The organism is Hydrogenophaga defluvii, from assembly GCF_042665235.1.
In the GTDB taxonomy this organism is placed as follows: domain Bacteria; phylum Pseudomonadota; class Gammaproteobacteria; order Burkholderiales; family Burkholderiaceae_C; genus Hydrogenophaga; species Hydrogenophaga defluvii_A.
The window spans coordinates 73,684-91,620 of the sequence record NZ_JBHTBZ010000055.1 but is presented as its reverse complement, the minus strand read 5'-3'; the positions used below and the strand labels follow the sequence as shown (position 1 = coordinate 91,620).

The following is a 17,937-nucleotide window of genomic DNA, read 5'->3' as shown; positions in this document are numbered from 1 at the left end:
CGCTGGCGCGGATGCGGGTGTCCTCGGTGATGGCGCCGCTGTCGTCTTGGGGCACATTGAGGTCGGCGCGGATGAAGACGCGCTTGCCCTCGGCAAAGCCGCTTTTGACGACATCGGTGAAGCGCAGGGCCTGTGTCATGGCCGGTCTCCGACCACACGCACCATCTCCAGGCACTTGTTGGAGTAGCCCCACTCGTTGTCGTACCAGCTCACCAGCTTCACAAACGTGCCGTCCAGTGCGATGCCAGCGTCGGCGTCGAAGATGGAAGTGCGGGTGTCGCCACGGAAATCGGTGGCCACCACCTTGTCTTCGGTGTAGCCCAGCACGCCCTTCAAAGCGCCTTCGCTCTGCGCCTTCATCTCGGCCTTGATCTCGTCGTAAGTGGCCGACTTCTCCAGCTCCACGGTCAGATCCACCACCGACACGTCGGAGGTGGGTACGCGGAAGCTCATGCCGGTCAGCTTCTTGTTGAGCGAAGGAATCACCACGCCCACGGCCTTGGCAGCGCCCGTGCTCGAAGGAATGATGTTTTCCAGAATGCCGCGGCCACCGCGCCAGTCTTTGTTGCTGGGGCCGTCCACGGTTTTTTGGGTGGCGGTGGCGGCGTGCACGGTGGTCATCAGGCCACGCTTGATGCCCCACTTGTCGTGCAGCACCTTGGCCAGCGGGGCCAGGCAGTTGGTGGTGCACGAAGCGTTGGAGACGATGGCTTCGCCTTTGTAGGTGTCGTGGTTCACGCCGAACACGAACATGGGGGTGTCGTCCTTGGAGGGGGCCGAGAGGATGACCTTCCTGGCGCCGGCGTCCAGGTGCTTCTGGGCAGTGACCTTGTCCAGGAACAGGCCGGTGGACTCGATGACGACGTCGGCACCGACCTCGTTCCACTTGAGGTTGGCGGGATCACGCTCTTGCGTCAGGCGGATCTTCTTGCCGTTGACGATCAGGGTGTTGCCTTCAACGGCAACCGTGCCCTTGAAGCGGCCGTGCACGCTGTCGTACTGCAGCATGTAGGCCAGGTAGTCGGGCTCCAGCAGGTCGTTGATGGCCACGATCTCGATGTCCGAGAAATTCTGGATGGCGCTGCGCAACACGTTGCGGCCGATGCGGCCGAAGCCGTTGATACCTACTCGAATGCTCATGGTGTGGAGGGAAGGGAAAGGAAAGGTCAGACAGGAAGGGGTGTGGGGGACAGCAGGGCACGCAGGTCGGCGATCACGCGGTCGGGTCCGCAGGCGCTCACGGGTTTGCCCATGTTGTAGCCATAGGGCAGCAGCCAAACCCTTACACCGGCGTTGCGGGCGGTGGCGGCGTCGATGGAGGAATCGCCGACGAACAGCGTGCGATCGGCGGGCACGCCCAGCTCGGCCATGCACCGTTGGGCACCGGCCGGGTCGGGCTTTTTGGTGGGCAGGCTGTCGCCAGAAACCACACGGTCGAACAGCGGTGTCAGGCTGTGCGCATCGAGCACGCGGCGCGTGTAGACACCTTCCTTGTTGGTCACCACGGCCAGCTTCACGCCCTGGGCGCGCAGGGTGTGCAGGGTGTCCACCACATGTGGGTAGGGCTGGCTGCGGGTGCCACAGCGTGCCGCGTAGTGGCGGTCAAATTCGGCGGCGATCAAGGGCAGGGTACCACTGGCGCGCACGGTGGCCACATCGGTGCCGCTGGCCTGGGCCAGGGCCTGTATCAGCAGCTCGCGGGTGCCGTGGCCTATCCAGGCCGCCACCTGGGCCAGCGTGGCCCCGGGCAGATCAAAGCGGCGCAGCGTGTCGTTGACCGCGTCGCAGATTTCGGGTGCGGTTTCCACCAGGGTGCCGTCGAGGTCGAACAACACGAGGTCGAAGGGGGTGTGCATGGTGTGTTCCTCAGGCCAGGGCGGCTTCGGCCCGGCGTTGTGGCACGCGTTGCCGCACCGCCGCCGCGATGGCCTCAGACGTGATGCCGAAGTGCTGATAGAGCACCTTGGCCGGGGCCGATTCGCCAAAGCTGGCGATGCCGATCGCCGCGCCGCTGCGGCCCACGTACTTGCGCCAGAAGTCGGGGTGGGCGGCCTCCACCGCCACGGCCGGCAGGTGCGGCGGCAGCACGTTGTTCTGGTAGGCCAGGTCCTGGCGGTCGAAGGCGTTGGTGCACGGCATGGACACCACCCGTGTGGCGATGCCGTGGCTGGCCAGTTCTGCCTGTGCGGCCAGCGCCAGGTGGGTTTCGGACCCGGTGCCGATCAGCACCGCTTGCGCGCCTTCCATGTCGGACAACACATAGCCGCCGCGCCGAATGCAGGGCGCGCGTTGTGCATCGCTCACCACTTGCGGCAGGTTCTGGCGCGACAGGCACAGCGCGCTGGGGCCGTCTTCGCGCTCGATGGCGCTGGCCCAGGCCACGGCGGTCTCCAGCCCGTCGGCCGGGCGCCACACGTCCAGCCCGGGGATGAGGCGCAGGCTGGGCACGTGTTCCACACTTTGGTGGGTGGGGCCGTCCTCGCCCAGGCCAATGCTGTCGTGGGTGAACACATGGACCACACGCAGCTTCATGAGCGCGGCCATGCGGATGGCGTTGCGGCTGTAGTCGCTGAAGGTGAGGAAGGTGCCGCCGTAGGGGATGAAACCGCCGTGCAGGGCCACGCCGTTCATGATGGCGGCCATGCCGAATTCGCGCACGCCGTAGCTGAGGTGGTTGCCGGGTTGGTCGCGCCCGGCCAGCACGCAGCCTTTGAAGTTGGTGAGGTTGGAGCCGGTGAGGTCGGCGCTGCCGCCGAACAGCTCGGGCAGCAGCGGGGCGAGTGCGCTCAGCGCGTTCTGGCTGGCCTTGCGTGTGGCCACCGCGTCCGGCTGGCCGGCGATGCTGTCGAACGCAGCGGCTGCGCCCGGGTGGTAGGCGCAGGGCAGTTCACCCGCCATGCGGCGCTCGAACTCGGCGGCGAGCGCCGGGTGGGCGGCGCGGTAGGCGGTCAAACGGGCTTCCCACACGGCCTGTGTTGTGGCGCCGCGCGTGCGGGCGTCCCATGCCTGGGCGATGTCGGCGGGCACCTCAAAAGGCGCCGCCTCCCAACCCAGGGCCGCGCGTGTGGCCGCCACTTCGGCTTTGCCCAGCGCGGCGCCGTGCACGTCGTGGGTGCCCGCCTTGTGGGGCGAGCCCTGGCCGATCACGGTTTTGCAGCAGATGAGGGTGGGGCGGCCCTCGGTGCTGATGGCCTGCGCCTTGGCGGACTGGATGGCGGCGTTGATGGCGACGGGGTCGTGCCCGTCCACCGGCGCGATCACGTTCCAACCGTAGGCGGCAAAACGCTGCGGCGTGTTGTCGGTGAACCAGCCATCCACATGACCGTCGATGGAGATGCCGTTGTCGTCGTAGAAGGCGATCAGGCGCGACAGGCGCAGCGTGCCGGCCAGCGAGCAGGCCTCGTGGCTGATGCCCTCCATCAGGCAGCCGTCGCCCAGGAAGACGTAGGTGTGGTGGTCCACCACGGTGTGGCCGGGGCGGTTGAATTCGGCGGCCAGTTGCTTCTCGGCCAGTGCCATGCCCACGGCGTTGGCCAGGCCTTGGCCCAGCGGGCCGGTGGTGGTTTCGACACCAGGGGTGATGCCCACTTCGGGGTGGCCAGGGGTTTGGCTGTGCAGCTGGCGGAAGGCCTTGAGCTCGCTCATGGGCAGGTCGTAGCCGGTGAGGTGCAGCAGGGCGTAGATCAGCATGGAGCCGTGGCCGTTGCTCAGCACAAAGCGGTCGCGATCGGGCCAGTGTGGGTCGGCCGGGTTGTGTTTGAGGTGGCGGTTCCAGAGCACCTCGGCGATGTCGGCCATGCCCATGGGGGCGCCGGGGTGGCCTGAGTTGGCGGTTTCAACCGCATCGACAGCGAGCATGCGGATGGCGTTGGCCATGCGGCGGGCCAGGGCGGGGGAGGGCTGTGTCATGGTTGTGTGCCCTTTCACAGCGCGCCCAGCGCACGTTTTTTGCGTTCCATCATCCGCCAGATGAAGGGCGTGAAGATGAGCTGCATGGCCAGTTCCATCTTGCCGCCGGGCACCACGATGGTGTTGGCGCGGCTCATCCAGGAGTCGTGGATCATGCTCAGCAGGTACTGGAAGTCGATGCCCTTGGGTTGGGCAAAACGGATCACCACCAGGCTCTCGTCCGCGCTGGGGATGTCGCGCGAGATGAAGGGGTTGGAGGTGTCCACCATGGGCACCCGCTGGAAGTTGACGTGCGTGTGCGCGAACTGCGGCACGATGTAGTTCACGTAGTCGGGCATGCGGCGCAGGATGGTGTCGGTCACCGCCTCGGTGCTGTAGCCGCGCTGGTGTTTGTCGCGCCAGAGCTTCTGTATCCACTCCAGGTTGATGACCGGCACCACGCCGATCAGCAGGTCGGCATGCCGCGCGATGTTGTGTTCGGGGGTGACCACCGCGCCGTGCAGGCCTTCGTAGAACAGCATGTCTGTGTCGGCGGGCAGCGGCTCCCAGGCGGTGAAGGTGCCGGCCGGCTGCTGGTGGGGCGCTGCTTCTTCGTCGTTGTGCAGGTACTTGCGCGATTGGCCCTGGCCACTTTCGCCATAGGTGCGAAACAGGTTCTCCAACTCGCCAAACAGGTTGTTGTCGGGCCCGAAGTGGCTGAAGTTCTTGTTGCCGGTGCTCTCGGCTTCGGCCTGGCGGGCTTTCATTTCCTTGCGGTCGTAGCGGTGGAAGCTGTCGCCCTCAATGACCGCGGCCTTGACGTTTTCGCGCCGGAAGATGTTGGCAAAGGTGCGCGTCACGGTGGACGTGCCCGCACCGCTGGAGCCGGTGATGGAGATGATGGGGTGGCGTTCGGACATGGTGGGCTTTCAGGCTCTGAACAGGCTGCGTTCGGCGAACAACGGGGTTTCGGACGCGCGGGGCGCGGGCTCGTGGTGGTAGCGCTCGATGCGTTCGACCTCCTCGCGCGAGCCGAACACCAGGCCGATGCGCTGGTGCAGTTCGCTGGGGCGCACGCCCAGCACGGGCTGGCGGCCGGTGCTGGCGCGGCCACCGGCCTGTTCCATGATGAAGCCGATGGGGTTGGCCTCGTAGAGCAGACGCAGGCGACCGGGCTTGCTTGGGTCCTTGGTGTCGCGCGGGTACAGGAACACGCCACCCCGCATGAGGATGCGGTGCGCCTCGGCCACCATGCTGGCGATCCAGCGCATGTTGAAGTCCTTGCCTCGCGGGCCGGTTCTGCCGGCCAGGCACTCGTCCACATATCGCTTGACCGGCGGCTCCCAGAAGCGGCTGTTGGAGGCGTTGATGGCGAATTCCTGTGTCTGCTCGGGCACGCGGATGTCGGGGTGGGTGAGGCGGAATTCACCCAGGTTGGGGTCGAGCGTGAAGCCGGCCACGCCATTGCCCACGCTGAGGATGAACATGGTGGTGGGGCCGTAGAGCGCGTAGCCGGCCGCCACCTGGGTGGCGCCGGGCTGAAGGAAGTCGGCTTCGGTCAGGTCGCGTCCGCTGGCGATGGCGTCGGCCGGTGCGCGCAGGACGGAGAAGATGCTGCCGACGGACACGTTGACGTCGATGTTGCTGCTGCCGTCCAGTGGGTCGAACACCAACAGGTATTTGCCGCGCGGGTAGCTGGTGGGTATCTGGTAGGGCGCGCCCATCTCCTCGGACGCCATGCCGGCCAGGTGCCCGCCCCATTCGTTCATCTGGATGAACACCTGGTTGCTCAACACATCGAGTTTTTTCTGGGTTTCGCCCTGCACGTTGATGCTGGCGCCGCCCTCGACCTCGTGGTTGCCGGTGACGCCGCCGAGTTCGCCAAAGGCCACGGTGCGTGCGATGGCCTTGCAGGCCAGGGCCACGTCCAGGATGAGGGCGTTGAAATCGCCGCTGGCGTCGGGGAAGCGGCGGCGTTGTTCGATCAGGTACTGTGTGAGGGTGAAACGTTGGCTGAGTGGCATGGTGGCCTCGCGGTTTTGAAGAATGCGTGTCAGTGGGCGACCGGCGCCCGATGCCACAAGCGCAGTTGCGCCAAATGCACCTGCTGCAGATCGGGCACCACACGAAGCGCACCCGAAAAATCGTGGTGCGCTGTGAAGCTGTTGGGCGTGACCACGGTGGCGATGCCCGCAGCGGTGGCCGCACGCAGGCCGTTGCTGGAGTCCTCAAAGGCCAGGCAGGCGTCGGCCGGCAGTTGCAGCGCGGTCAGCATCTGTTGGTAGACCTGCGGGTGCGGTTTTTTGAGGGGTGCGGTGGACGCGTCGCCGATGGCGGCAAAGTGGGTGCGCCAGTCGGGGCCTATCGCTCGGCGCAGCAAAGCGGCGATGTTGACCGGCGAGGTGGTGGTGGCAATGGCCAGGCGCAGGCCTTGTGCCAGCGCTTCGCTCATCAGGCGCAAGACGCCAGGGCGCAGTTCCACCGCACCGTTTTGCACCATGGCCTCGTAGGCGGCGGTCTTGAGGGCGTGCAGGCGGTCGATGGTGTCGCGCACCCCGGCACCGCCGATGTCCACGATGTCGCCGCGCGTGCGTTGCCAAAAATGCAGCATGCGCTCCTTGCCGCCAGAGATCGCCAGCAGATCGGTGTAGAGGGCGGTGTCCCAGCGCCAGTCCAGCCCTTCTTCGGCGAAGGCGTGGTTGAAGGCGGCCAGGTGGGCGGCTTCGGTGTCGGCCAGGGTGCCGTCCACATCGAAAATCAGGGCTTGAAGCGTCATGCGGCGGCTCCCTGGTTGAACACGCGGCTGGCCAGGATGTCGGACGCCTCAAGTGTGCAGAGGTCGTCGCTGTTGAGCACGCGCTGGGCGTCGGCAAACAGGCGGCTGGCCTGGCGCAGGCGGGCGCGGTCGAGGGCGTTGCGCACGCTGCGCCCGTTGGCAAAGTGGGGCTGTTGCACCCGCAGCGCCAGGTAGCGCTCGAAGGCCTGTTGGGCGTCGGGTGTCAGCCGGTAGTTCTGCGCAGCCAGCATGCGGTCGGCGATCTGGGTCAGCTCGTGCGGCGCGTAGTCGGGAAAGTCGATGTGGTGGGCGATGCGCGAGCTCATGCCGGGGTTGGACTGGAAAAAGGTGTCCATGCGGTCCTTGTAGCCCGCGAGGATGACCACCAGGTCGTCGCGCTGGTTCTCCATCACCTGCAGCAGGATTTCGATGGCTTCTTGCCCGTAGTCGCGCTCGTTCTCGGGTTTGTAGAGGTAGTAGGCCTCGTCGATGAACAACACGCCGCCCATGGCCTTCTTGAGCACTTCCTTGGTTTTGGGTGCGGTGTGGCCGATGTACTGGCCCACGAGGTCATCGCGCGTGACGCTGACCACATGGCCTTTGCGCACATAGCCCAGGCGGTGCAGGATGTCGGCCATGCGCAGGGCCACCGTGGTTTTGCCGGTGCCCGGGTTGCCGGTGAAGCACATGTGCAGGCTGGGCGCCTGGCTGGCCAGGCCCATGCCGAGCCGCAGCTTGTCGATGACGAGCAGGGCGGCGATGTCACGTATGCGTGCCTTCACCGGCGCCAGGCCCACCAGATCGCGCTCAAGTTCATCGAGCACCGCCAGCACGTTGGAGTCACTCAGCACCTGGGCCACCGAGCGTGGCGCGACTGCCGCGGCCTCTGGCGCGGGCGCAGCTGCGGCCGGGGCGGGTGTCTGTCCGGGGATGGCGTACATGGCGGGCCTCTGCAGGGGTCAATACCGTTGTGTTTCGGGCTTGTCGGCACCGTAGCCGCGCGTGGTGTAACGCATGCTGCGCCCGCCGATTTCCTGACGCTCCAGCGTGAATCCGGGCTCGTTGGTCGGCCGGTTGACGATGAAGCTCATCACGATGGACTCGACCCCACGGGTGGAGTCAAACGCCATCAGGCGGATGTAGTGGCTGGGAAAGGCCTTGCGGCAGTCGTTCACTTCCATCAGCACACCAGCGGCGTCTTTCAGGTCGAACATGGGCATGCCAAACATTTCCCAGTAGGTGTTGCGGGGGTGTGGGTCGTCGGTGTATTCCACGCTCCAGGCGTAGCCTTTGGCCAGGCCGTATTCGATCTGCAGAGTGATCTCTGCGTCGGTGAGCTCGGGCAGGAAGCTGAACTGGCCCTGGGTGATGCGGCCGGTGGGGTTGGTCATCATGTTGGTGTGCTCCAAAGTGTTCAGGCAAGGGCTGGGGTCACGGCGTAGTCGCTGCTGTCGGTGCTCTGGTAGTTGAAGCTGATGTCGCCCCAGGTGTCGAGCGCGGCTTTCAGCGGGCCACAGGTCTGGGCCGCCTTCTTCAGAATCTCGGGGCCTTCCTGCAGGATGTCTTTGCCCTCGTTGCGGGCCTTGACCATGCACTCCAGCGCCACGCGGTTGGCCACGGCGCCGGCCTGAATGCCTTGTGGGTGGCCGATGGTGCCGCCGCCAAATTGCAGGATCACGTCGTCGCCGAACAGGTCGATCAACTGGTGCATCTGGCCGGCGTGGATGCCGCCCGAGGCCACGGGCATGACCTTCTTGGTGTCGGCCCAGTCCATGTCGAAGAACAGGCCACGCGGCAGGTCGGTCTTGGTGTAGCTGTCGCGGCAGACGTTGTAGTAGCCCTGCACGGTCAGCGGGTCGCCTTCGAGCTTGCCCACGGCGGTGCCGGTGTGCAGGTGGTCGCAGCCGGCCAGGCGCAGCCACTTGGCAATCACGCGGAAGCTCACGCCATGGTTCTTCTGCCGGGTGTAGGTGCCGTGGCCGGCGCGGTGCATGTGCATCACCATGTCGTTCTTGCGGCACCACTCGGCCATGCTCTGGATGGCGGTCCAGCCGATCACCAGATCGACCATCACCACCACGCTGCCCAGCTCCTTGGCCAGTTCGGCGCGCTCGTACATCGCCTCCATGGTGCCGGCGGTGATGTTGAGGTAGCTGCCCTTGACCTCACCGGTCTGCGCCTGGGCCTTGTTGACGGCGTCCATCACGTACAAGAAACGGTCGCGCCAGTGCATGAAGGGCTGCGAGTTGATGTTCTCGTCGTCCTTCATGAAATCGAGGCCACCCTTGAGGCCTTCGTAAATCACGCGGCCGTAGTTGCGGCCACTCAGGCCCAGCTTGGGCTTGGTGGTGGCGCCCAGCAGCGGGCGGCCAAACTTGTCCAGGCGCTCGCGCTCGACCACCAGGCCGGTGGGTGGACCCTTGAAGGTTTTGACGTACGCGACCGGGATGCGGATGTCCTCCAGGCGGGCGGCCTTGAGCGGCTTGAAGCTGAAGACGTTGCCGATCAGGCTGGCTGTCATGTTGGCAATGGAGCCTTCTTCGAACAGGATCAGGTCGTAGGCGACCCAAGCAAAAAACTCGCCCGGTCGGCCCGGCACCGGCTCGCACTTGTAGGCCTTGGCGCGGTAGCTGTCGCAGGCGGTCAGGCGGTCGGTCCACACCACGGTCCAGGTGGCGGTGGAGGATTCACCGGCCACGGCGGCAGCGGCTTCCTCAGGGTCCACGCCGTCTTGTGGCGTGATGCGGAACAGACACAGTGTGTCGGTCTCCTTGGGCACGTAGTCGGGCATCCAGTAGCCCATCTGCTTGTACTTCAGCACGCCTGCGCTGTAGCGTTTTTTGGCGTCGGTGATTTGGGTCATCCATGTCTCCAGGTGGTGGTGCGATGGATGAACTATAAGAATCCACTTAAATAAGGTAAATTCAGAAATAGTTTGATTTTGATTAAGGTTCGACTGAATGAAGAACGCCACCTTCCGCCAACTCCGGGTGTTCACCGAGGTGGCCCGCCACCTCAGTTTTGCCCGTGCCGCCGAGGCGCTGCACCTCACGCCGCCGGCCGTGACCATGCAGGTCAAAGAACTCGAATCGCACGTGGGCCTGCCGCTGTTTCAGCGCGAGGGCCGGCGTGTGGCCCTCACCACCGTGGGCGAATACATGCTGGTGCACGCCCGCAAAATCCTCGCCACGCTGAAGGACGCCGAAGACACCGCGCTGCGACTGCAGAAACTGGAGGTGGGCACGCTGACCATCGGCATGGTCAGCACCGCCAAGTACTTTTTGCCCCAGTTGCTGGCCGAGTTCAAACGGGAGCATGGCGGGGTGGAACTCAAGCTGGTGGTGGGCAACCGCGAGCAATTGGTGGCCATGCTGCAGGCCAACGAGGTGGACATCGCCATCATGGGCCGCCCGCCCAAAGAGCTGGCCACCCGCGCCGAGCCGTTTGCGGCCCACCCGCACGTGTTCGTGTCGGCCGTCACGCACCCGCTGGCGCGCGAGCGCGACATCTCGCCCCACGCGTTGCGCCCCTACGGCTTTGTGATGCGCGAGCCTGGTTCAGGCACCCGCGCGGCGTTGGAGAGTTTTTTGCGCGACGCTCGTGTCGAGCCCCGCGTGGTGATGGAGATGCGCAGCAACGCCAGCATCAAGCAGGTGGTGATGGCCGATCTCGGCATCAGCTTCGTCTCCCTGCACACCCTCGGTCTTGAGCTGGACCACGGACTGATTGCCGTGCTGGACGTGGAAGGCGCGCCGGTGGTGCGTGGCTGGAACGTGGTGCACACGCTGTCCAAGCTGCTGTCACCAGCGGCCGAGGCGTTTCGCTACTTTGTGCTGGAGCGTGGCGAGTCGTTTTTGGCCGAGCAGTTTGCCCGCCACCTGCCGCTGCAGGCGACCGACAAGATCGCCTGACGCTTGCGGTTCAGAGGATGGCGTTGCCCGGGTGCTCGCCGCGCTCGTACACCACATGGGCGCGGCCCACGATCAGGGTGTCGAGCGTGCCGATGCGCTCGGTGTCTTTGTTGGTGTACGGCAGCTTGTGCAGAACGTAGCGCATGGCGTTGAGGCGTGCGCGCTTTTTGCAGTCGCTTTTGATCACCGTCCATGGCGCGTCGGCGGTGTCGGTTTCGAAAAACATGGCTTCCTTGGCCTCGGTGTAGTCGTCCCACTTGTCCAGCGAGGCCATGTCGATGGGACTGAGCTTCCATTGCTTGAGCGGGTGCGTCTTGCGCTCCTTGAAGCGACGGCGCTGCTCATCGCGGCTGACCGAGAACCAGAACTTGATGAGGAACACGCCGCTGCGCACCAGTTGGCGTTCAAACTGCGGTGCCTGGCGCATGAACTCCTGGTATTCGTCGGGCTGGCAGAAGCCCATCACCCGCTCCACACCGGCGCGGTTGTACCAGCTGCGGTCGAACAGCACGATCTCGCCTGCGGTGGGCAGGTGCTGCACGTAGCGCTGGAAGTACCACTGGCCGCGCTCCACCTCGGTGGGTTTTTCCAACGCCACCACCCGCGCACCGCGTGGGTTGAGGTGCTCCATGAAGCGCTTGATGGCGCCGCCCTTGCCGGCCGCGTCGCGCCCTTCGAACAGGATGACCACCCGCTGGCCGGTTTCCTTCACCCAGGCCTGCAGCTTGAGCAGCTCCACCTGCAACTGGTATTTTTGCGCCTCGTAGGTCTTGCGCGACAGCAGGTGTTTGTAGGGGTAGCCGCCCCTGCGCCAGTCGGATGCGAGGATGTCGTCCGGATCGACTTCCTCGGCGGTGCGCCGGGTGTTGAGCATGTCTTCTCGCAGCAGCTTTCGCAGCGCGCGGGCGTCGTCGGGCGAGGCGCCTTCGAGCAGGGTGCGCAGGTCGCGCGCTTGCTGCTGGTGGTCGGTGGCGCGGGCCATTACGTCGCGCGCAGCGGCCAGTTGTGCTTGCTGGCGGGCATCCACCACATCGTTCACCGTGGCGCGGGCGAGGGCCTGGGGTGCGCTACCCGGCACAACGTCGCCTGCTGACGAGCGGCGAGGCCGGGCAGGACGCCGGTTGGCGGGCGGACTGCTTGCGGAGGCTGTGTTGCTGTTGCGGCTGGCGGCTGTGCGGTCGGTCATGGCCTTGTCATCCCCTTGGCATGTGAATGTCACAGTATCAAAGCAGCCCCCGGCCGCCGTCTTGATGCACATCAAGCCGGTGCGTGCCGGTGCATCAGCCGGTCACAGTTTTTTGACCAGCACCTGGCTCCTGCGGTCCCAGTTGTACTTGCGCTTGCGGGCGTCGGGCAGCCAGTCCGGGTCGACCTGCGCAAAGCCGCGCTTGATGAACCAGTGCATGGTGCGCGTGGTCAGCACAAAGATGCTGTCCAGGCCCATGGCGCGGGCGCGTTGTTCGATGCGCTTGAGGATTTTTTCGCCGTCGCCCTGGCCCTGGCTTTGCGGCGACACGGTGAGCGCGGCCATTTCGGCGGTCCTGGCTTCGGGGTAGGGGTAGAGCGCGGCGCAGGCAAAGATCACGCCATCGTGTTCGATGATGGTGTAGTGGCCAATGTCGCGTTCGATCTCGGTGCGGTCGCGCTTGACCAGGGTGCCGTCTTTCTCGAAGGGCTCGATCAGCTGCAGGATGCCGCCCACATCGTCGGGCGTGGCCTCGCGCAGGCTCTCCAGTTTTTCGTCCACGACCATCGTGCCGATGCCGTCGTGCACATACACCTCCAGCAGCAGCGAGCCATCGACCGCAAACGGGATGATGTGGCTGCGTTCCACGCCGGCCTTGCAGGCGCGCACGCAGTGCTGCAGGTAGAAATCGGTGTCGGTGGGTTTCTGGCCCGGTGGTGCGTTTTTCAGGATCAGCTCGGCCTGGGCCAGCGGCAGCTCGGTGTCGATGGGGTTGTCGTCGCTCTCGGGTTCGTCGGGGCGCAAGCGAATGCCCGGCACCTCGGTGATGAAGATGAGCTTGTCGGCCTGCAGCGCGGTGGCCACGGACGTTGCCACCTCTTCCATGGTGAGGTTGAAGGCCTCGCCCGTGGGCGAAAAACCGAAGGGCGACAGCAGCACCATGGCGCCCATGTCCAGCGTGCGGCTGATGCCGGCCACATCGACCTTGCGCACCAGGCCCGAGTGCTGGAAGTCCACGCCGTCCACAATGCCCACCGGCCGGGCGGTGATGAAGTTGCCCGAAATCACCCGCACCGTGGCGCCCGCCATGGGGGTGTTGGGCAGGCCCTGGCTGAAGGCTGCCTCGATCTCGTAGCGCAGCTGGCCGGCGGCTTCCTGCGCGCAGTCCAGCGCGACGGGGTCGGTGATGCGTATGCCGTGTGAGTACTTGGCCTCGTGGCCCTTGGCGTGCAGTTGTTCGTTGACCTGAGGGCGGAAACCGTGCACCAGCACGATCTTCACGCCCATGCTCTGGATCAGCGCCAGGTCTTGTGCCAGGTTGGGCAGCTTGCCGGCGGCGATGGCCTCGCCACACACGCCCACCACAAAGGTCTGGTTGCGGAATTTGTGGATGTAGGGCGCCACCGAGCGGAACCAGGGCACGAAGGTGAAGTTGAAGACGGCGGACATGGGGGCGCTCAGATGAAAGGGTTGGTGATGGTCAGCGAACCGAAGCGTCGGCCGTGTTGCATGTCTTCGCTGTAGAGCGTGGTGGCGCCGCTGCGCAAGGCCGCCTCGACGATCATGGCGTCGAAAATGGAGGTTTGATGCTCTGTTGATCGGGCCATGGCCCGCAGCACCAGTTGCATGTCGCTGTCAATCACAGGCCAATGGCAGAAGCTGGACACCATCAACGAGGCAGTTTTCCGTTCCGCCTTGAATTTCCGGGTAAGGTTGGTGAACAGCTCTATCAACACCTGCGTGCTGATCACGGCCTGCTTTTTGTGCCCCAGGGTGTCCACCAGGGTCAAGGCTTGCTGCTGCTTGTGCGGATAGCGGTTGTCAAAGCTGTAGAGCAGCACATTGGTGTCGAAGAAACACAGACCATCCGAACTCATGGCGCTTTGGGCGAGCCGCGCTCACGTTCCTGTTGGGCTTCAAGCCGTGCCCGGGCACGGAAATCCCCTTCATACATTTCTTCCCGCAGCGTTTTCCGGGGCAACTGCTCGTCCTCGGCGTCAGGCTGCTGAAGCTGCGCGCGCACCTCTGTGATCATGCGCATGAGGTGGTCGGTGGGGTCGCCATCCAGTGGCTGAGTGGTGCCTGCCGCGTAGGCAGCAATGAATTCGCGCACGCGCGCACTCAAAGACGTGCCTTCTTGTATGGCACGCACGCGGGCTTGCTTGATGTAGCGCTCATCCACAGAAATCGTCAGATTGGACATGGCATCACCTCCTAGAATCAGTGTAGCACGTGAACATGTGAAACTGTGTGGTCAGCGATAATCTCGGCATGTCCCTCCCCGTGATCGAATTTCCCGAGAACCTGCCCGTCAGCGGCAAACGCCACGACATCGAGGCCGCTTTGCGCGATCACCAAGTGGTCATCGTCTGTGGTGAAACCGGCTCGGGCAAGACCACGCAGCTGCCCAAGATCGCGTTGGCCATGGGGCGCGGGCGCTGCAACGCCAAGCCGGGCGACAAGCCACGCCTGATTGGCCACACCCAGCCGCGCCGCATTGCGGCCAGTTCGGTGGCCAAGCGCATTGCCGAGGAGTTGCAGACGCCCTTGGGCGAGGTGGTGGGCTACAAGGTGCGCTTCACCGACCGGCTGGGCAAAAACGCCTCGGTCAAGCTGATGACGGACGGCATTTTGCTGGCCGAGACACAGACCGACCCGCTGCTGCAAGCCTACGACACGCTGATCATCGACGAGGCGCACGAGCGTTCGCTCAACATCGACTTTCTGCTCGGTTACCTGCGACAAATTTTGCCGCGCCGGCCCGACCTCAAGATCGTCGTCACCTCGGCCACCATCGATGCGGACCGTTTTGCGCAGCACTTTGCTTCCCGACACGGGCCGGCACCGATCATCATGGTCAGCGGGCGCACATTTCCGGTGGAGTGCCGCTACCGCCCGTTTGAGGAAAGCCGCGAGCACGACCTGAACGACGCCATCGCCGATGGCGTGGACGAGCTGTGGCACGACCCGCGCCAGAGTGGCGACATCCTGGTGTTTTTGCCCGGCGAGCGCGAAATCCGCGAGGCCGCCGACCACTTGCGCAAACACCTCAGCCACCAGCCCGCGCTGCGCAGTGCCGAGGTGCTGCCTTTGTTCGCCCGCTTGAGCCAGGCGGAGCAGGACCGCGTGTTCGACGGCCACACCGGTCGGCGCATCGTGTTGGCCACCAACGTGGCCGAGACTTCGCTTACGGTGCCTGGCATCCGCTACGTCATCGACGTGGGCACGGCGCGCGTCAAGCGCTACAGCCTGCGCAGCAAGGTGGAGCAGTTGCTGGTGGAGCCCGTGAGCCAGGCGGCGGCGAACCAGCGTTTGGGCCGCTGCGGCCGCGTGGCCAACGGCATCTGTATCCGCCTGTACGACGAAGCCGACTTCAACGGCCGCGACCGCTTCACCGACCCCGAAATTCTGCGCTCCTCGCTGGCGGGCGTGATCCTGCGCATGAAGGCGCTGCACCTGGGGAATGTGGATGACTTCCCCTTCCTGGAGGCGCCCAGTCGCCGCGCCATCACCGACGGCTACCAGCTGTTGCAGGAGCTGGGCGCGGTGGACGACAACAACGAACTGACTCCGCTGGGGCGCGAGCTGTCCAAGCTGCCGCTGGACCCGCGCGTGGGCCGCATGATCCTGGAGGCGCGCACGCGCGGCGCGCTCGACGAGGTGATGGTGATTGCCAGCGCCTTGAGCGTGCAGGACGTGCGCGACCGCCCGCTCGAAGCCCAGGCCCAGGCCGATCAGGCCCACGCCAAGTTCGACGACGACAAGAGCGAATTCAGCGGCTACCTCAAGCTCTGGAAGTGGATCAATGAGGCCAAGGGCGGAAAATCGGGAGCGACGCCGGGCGTCGCGGGCGAACACAAGCTCAGCAACCGCCAGTACGAGCAACTGCTGCGGCAGAACTTCGTCAACATCCGGCGTGTGCGCGAATGGCGCGACATCCACACCCAGCTGCACACGGTGGTGGCGGAGCACAAGTGGGCCATCAACACCACGCCGGCCAGTTACGAGCAACTGCACCTGTCCATGTTGTCGGGCTTGCTGGGCAACCTCGGCCTCAAGCACGAAACCGAAGACGTTTATCTGGGCGCGCGTGGCATCAAGTTTCACCGCCATCCGGGCGCCCACCTCAGCAAACGCCCGGGACGCTGGATTGTCTGCGCCGAACTGGTGGAGACCGCGCGCCTGTTTGGCCGTGGCATTGCCGCCATCGAGCCGCAATGGCTGGAACAGGTGGGCGGGCACCTGCTCAAGAAGCAGTTGCTGGACCCGCACTGGGAAAAGAAGGCTGGCGAGGTGGTGGCGCTGGAGCGTGCCACGCTGTATGGCCTGGTGATCTACCAGGGCCGGCGCATCAATTACGGCAAGGTCGACCCGGTGGGCGCGCGCGAGCTGTTCATCCGCGAGGCGTTGGTGGGGCAGGAGTGGGAGACGCGTTTGCCTTTCCTGGGCGCCAACCGCAAGCTGATCGCCCAGGTCGAGTCGCTGGAACACAAGTCGCGCCGGCAGGACGTGCTGGTCGATGACGAGCTGATCTTCGCCTTCTACGACGCGCAGATTCCCGCCGACGTGTGCAGCGGCCCAGGGCTGGAGCGCTGGTGGCGCGAGGCCTCGCGCCAGAACCCCAAATTGCTGCAGCTCAGCCGAGAGGAGCTGATGCGCCACGAGGCCGCTGGCATCACCACCAGCGCCTTTCCCAAGGTCATCAAGCTGGGCGGCGTGGACTGCGCTGCCGACTACCTGCACGAGCCTGGCGACGCCCGGGATGGCCTCACGGTGACAGTACCGCTGTTCGTGCTCAACCAGGTGAGCGAGGAGCGGTGCGAGTGGCTGGTGCCCGGCATGCTCAAGGACAAAATCCAGGCCCTGCTCAAGAGCCTGCACCAGAAGCCGCGCAGCCGCTTTGTGCCTTTGCCCGAAAACGCAGCGCGGCTGGCCGAGCTGTTCAGCGCGACCGAGCGCTGGTGTGTGGGCGGCCTCACCGATGCGTTGCTCAAACAAGTGCGGGCAGAAACCAGCCTGGATGTGAAGCGCGGCGATTTCAAGCTCGACATGCTGCCGCCGCACCTGTTCATGAACCTGCGGGTGGTGGACGAACACGGTCGCCAGTTGGGCCAGGGCCGCAACTTGGGCGCGCTCAAGGCCGAGCTGGGGGCGAAGGCGCGCGGGGCGTTTCAGGCGTTGGCGGGGCTGAAGCTGTCTGAACCCTCTCCCTCTGGGAGAGGGCAGGGTGAGGGCGCCGCCAGCAAAGACGCCCCCAAGCGCGCGGGCCCTCACCCCAACCCTCTCCCTGGGGGAGAGGGAGCCAAAGCCCCGGCCGCCGATACACGCCACACCGCCTGGACCTTCGGCGAGTTGCCTGAGCTGATGGAAATCCGCAAGGGCGGGCAGACTTTGATTGGCTTTCCGGCCCTGATCGACCAGGGCGATGCCGTCACCATCGAGGTCTTTGACGAGCCCGAGGTGGCGGCTGCCAAACACCGCGCCGGCCTGCGTCGGCTCTTCGCGCTGCAAATACGCGACGCACTCAAATACCTCGAAAAGAACCTGCCCGACCTGCAGAAGATGGCCGTGGCCTACATGCCACTGGGCACGCAGGAAGAACTGCGCGACCAGTTGATTGCCGTGGCGCTGGAGCGTGCCTTCCTGCTCGACCCGCTGCCCACCAACGAGGCCGATTTCAAGCGCCGCATCGACGAAGGCCGGGGGCGCCTGACGCTGATCGCCAACGAAGTGTCGCGCCTGGCTGCGACGGTGCTGGCCGAGTTTGCCGTGGCCACCCGCAAGATCAAGGACACGAAAAATGCCACCGAGGCGGTGGCCGACGCCCAGCAACAACTGCAGCGGCTGTGTGGCAAACGGTTTGTGATGGACACGCCGTGGGCGCAGTTGCAGCACCTGCCGCGCTATCTCAAGGCCATCACCTTGCGACTGGACAAGTGGCGGGCCGACCCGGCGCGCGATGCCGCCAAGCTGGCCGAATTGCGCCCGCAGGAGCAGCGTTTTTGGCGCCTGGTGGCCGAGCGCAAGGGGGTGCTGGACCCGCGCATGGTGGAGTTGCGCTGGCTGCTGGAGGAGCTGCGGGTGAGCTTCTTTGCGCAAGAGCTTCGCACGCCGCAGCCGGTCAGCATCAAACGCTTGGAAAAAGTCTGGGCTCAGCTGTCAAGCTGAGCACGGAC

16 protein-coding genes are annotated in these 17,937 nt (G+C 65.3%); 2 read left to right on the top strand and 14 right to left on the bottom strand.

Features of this window, described 5'->3' with window-relative positions; all coding sequences use genetic code 11:
• From pgk to ACFQU0_RS17200, 10 genes are all read right to left on the bottom strand, one after another.
• On the bottom strand, positions 1 to 139 hold a 139-nt coding region (gene pgk / locus ACFQU0_RS17245; RefSeq protein WP_382202951.1), incomplete at its 3' end, for a phosphoglycerate kinase.
• A complete protein-coding gene (gap, locus tag ACFQU0_RS17240; RefSeq protein ID WP_382202943.1) occupies positions 136 to 1,140 on the bottom strand; it encodes a type I glyceraldehyde-3-phosphate dehydrogenase in 1,005 nt (334 codons plus the stop codon). The genes gap and pgk, both read right to left, overlap by 4 nt.
• A 26-nt stretch (positions 1,141 to 1,166) precedes the next feature.
• Positions 1,167 to 1,856: a phosphoglycolate phosphatase gene (gph, locus tag ACFQU0_RS17235; protein ID WP_382202941.1), complete on the bottom strand. Its 690-nt coding sequence runs from the start codon at positions 1,854 to 1,856 to the stop codon at positions 1,167 to 1,169.
• Between the two features lie 10 nt (positions 1,857 to 1,866).
• The gene (tkt, locus tag ACFQU0_RS17230; protein ID WP_382202939.1) at positions 1,867 to 3,909 is read right to left on the bottom strand and encodes a transketolase; all 2,043 of its coding nucleotides are present in this window, start codon (positions 3,907 to 3,909) and stop codon (positions 1,867 to 1,869) included.
• Between the two features lie 14 nt (positions 3,910 to 3,923).
• Positions 3,924 to 4,808, bottom strand: coding sequence for a phosphoribulokinase (locus tag ACFQU0_RS17225; protein WP_382202937.1), 885 nt, complete (start codon positions 4,806 to 4,808; stop codon positions 3,924 to 3,926).
• Positions 4,809 to 4,817: 9 nt separating this feature from the next.
• Positions 4,818 to 5,912, bottom strand: a complete 1,095-nt coding sequence (locus ACFQU0_RS17220; protein WP_382202935.1) for a class 1 fructose-bisphosphatase — start codon at positions 5,910 to 5,912, stop codon at positions 4,818 to 4,820.
• Positions 5,913 to 5,941: 29 nt separating this feature from the next.
• Entirely contained in the window at positions 5,942 to 6,664 is a 723-nt protein-coding gene (locus tag ACFQU0_RS17215) for an HAD-IA family hydrolase (protein ID WP_382202933.1), read from the bottom strand.
• Entirely contained in the window at positions 6,661 to 7,605 is a 945-nt protein-coding gene (cbbX, locus tag ACFQU0_RS17210) for a CbbX protein (RefSeq protein WP_382202931.1), read from the bottom strand. Before cbbX ends, ACFQU0_RS17215 begins: the two co-directional genes overlap by 4 nt.
• Positions 7,606 to 7,623: 18 nt before the next feature.
• A complete protein-coding gene (locus ACFQU0_RS17205; protein ID WP_382202929.1) occupies positions 7,624 to 8,058 on the bottom strand; it encodes a ribulose bisphosphate carboxylase small subunit in 435 nt (144 codons plus the stop codon).
• A 20-nt stretch (positions 8,059 to 8,078) separates the two neighbouring features.
• Positions 8,079 to 9,527, bottom strand: a complete 1,449-nt coding sequence (locus ACFQU0_RS17200; protein ID WP_382202927.1) for a form I ribulose bisphosphate carboxylase large subunit — start codon at positions 9,525 to 9,527, stop codon at positions 8,079 to 8,081.
• A 97-nt stretch (positions 9,528 to 9,624) separates the two neighbouring features.
• On the opposite strand from ACFQU0_RS17200, the gene ACFQU0_RS17195 reads away from it, so the two are divergent.
• Positions 9,625 to 10,575 carry a LysR family transcriptional regulator gene (locus tag ACFQU0_RS17195; RefSeq protein WP_382202926.1) on the top strand — a complete coding sequence of 317 codons (951 nt, stop codon included), beginning with the start codon at positions 9,625 to 9,627 and terminating at the stop codon, positions 10,573 to 10,575.
• A gap of 10 nt (positions 10,576 to 10,585) precedes the next feature.
• Here the strand turns inward: ACFQU0_RS17195 and ppk2 are convergent, their stop codons facing one another.
• The 4 genes from ppk2 to ACFQU0_RS17175 all read right to left on the bottom strand — a co-directional run bounded on the left by ppk2 (position 10,586) and on the right by ACFQU0_RS17175 (position 13,964).
• On the bottom strand, positions 10,586 to 11,761 hold the full coding sequence (ppk2, locus tag ACFQU0_RS17190; RefSeq protein WP_382202924.1) for a polyphosphate kinase 2: 1,176 nt from the start codon (positions 11,759 to 11,761) through the stop codon (positions 10,586 to 10,588).
• A 102-nt stretch (positions 11,762 to 11,863) separates the two neighbouring features.
• Complete coding sequence (gene argA, locus ACFQU0_RS17185; RefSeq protein WP_382202922.1) at positions 11,864 to 13,210, bottom strand: amino-acid N-acetyltransferase; 1,347 nt, start codon at positions 13,208 to 13,210, stop codon at positions 11,864 to 11,866.
• Between the two features lie 8 nt (positions 13,211 to 13,218).
• Positions 13,219 to 13,638 carry a PIN domain-containing protein gene (locus ACFQU0_RS17180; RefSeq protein WP_382202921.1) on the bottom strand — a complete coding sequence of 140 codons (420 nt, stop codon included), beginning with the start codon at positions 13,636 to 13,638 and terminating at the stop codon, positions 13,219 to 13,221.
• Positions 13,635 to 13,964 (bottom strand): DUF6364 family protein, encoded by a 330-nt coding sequence (locus ACFQU0_RS17175; RefSeq protein ID WP_382202919.1) that lies wholly within the window; start codon positions 13,962 to 13,964, stop codon positions 13,635 to 13,637. The genes ACFQU0_RS17180 and ACFQU0_RS17175 overlap by 4 nt, the downstream gene beginning before the upstream one ends.
• 68 nt (positions 13,965 to 14,032) lie before the next feature.
• Here ACFQU0_RS17175 and hrpA point away from each other — a divergent pair, with 68 nt between their 5' ends.
• Entirely contained in the window at positions 14,033 to 17,929 is a 3,897-nt protein-coding gene (gene hrpA, locus ACFQU0_RS17170) for an ATP-dependent RNA helicase HrpA (RefSeq protein WP_382202917.1), read from the top strand.
• The last annotated feature ends 8 nt before the right edge of the window (positions 17,930 to 17,937 follow it).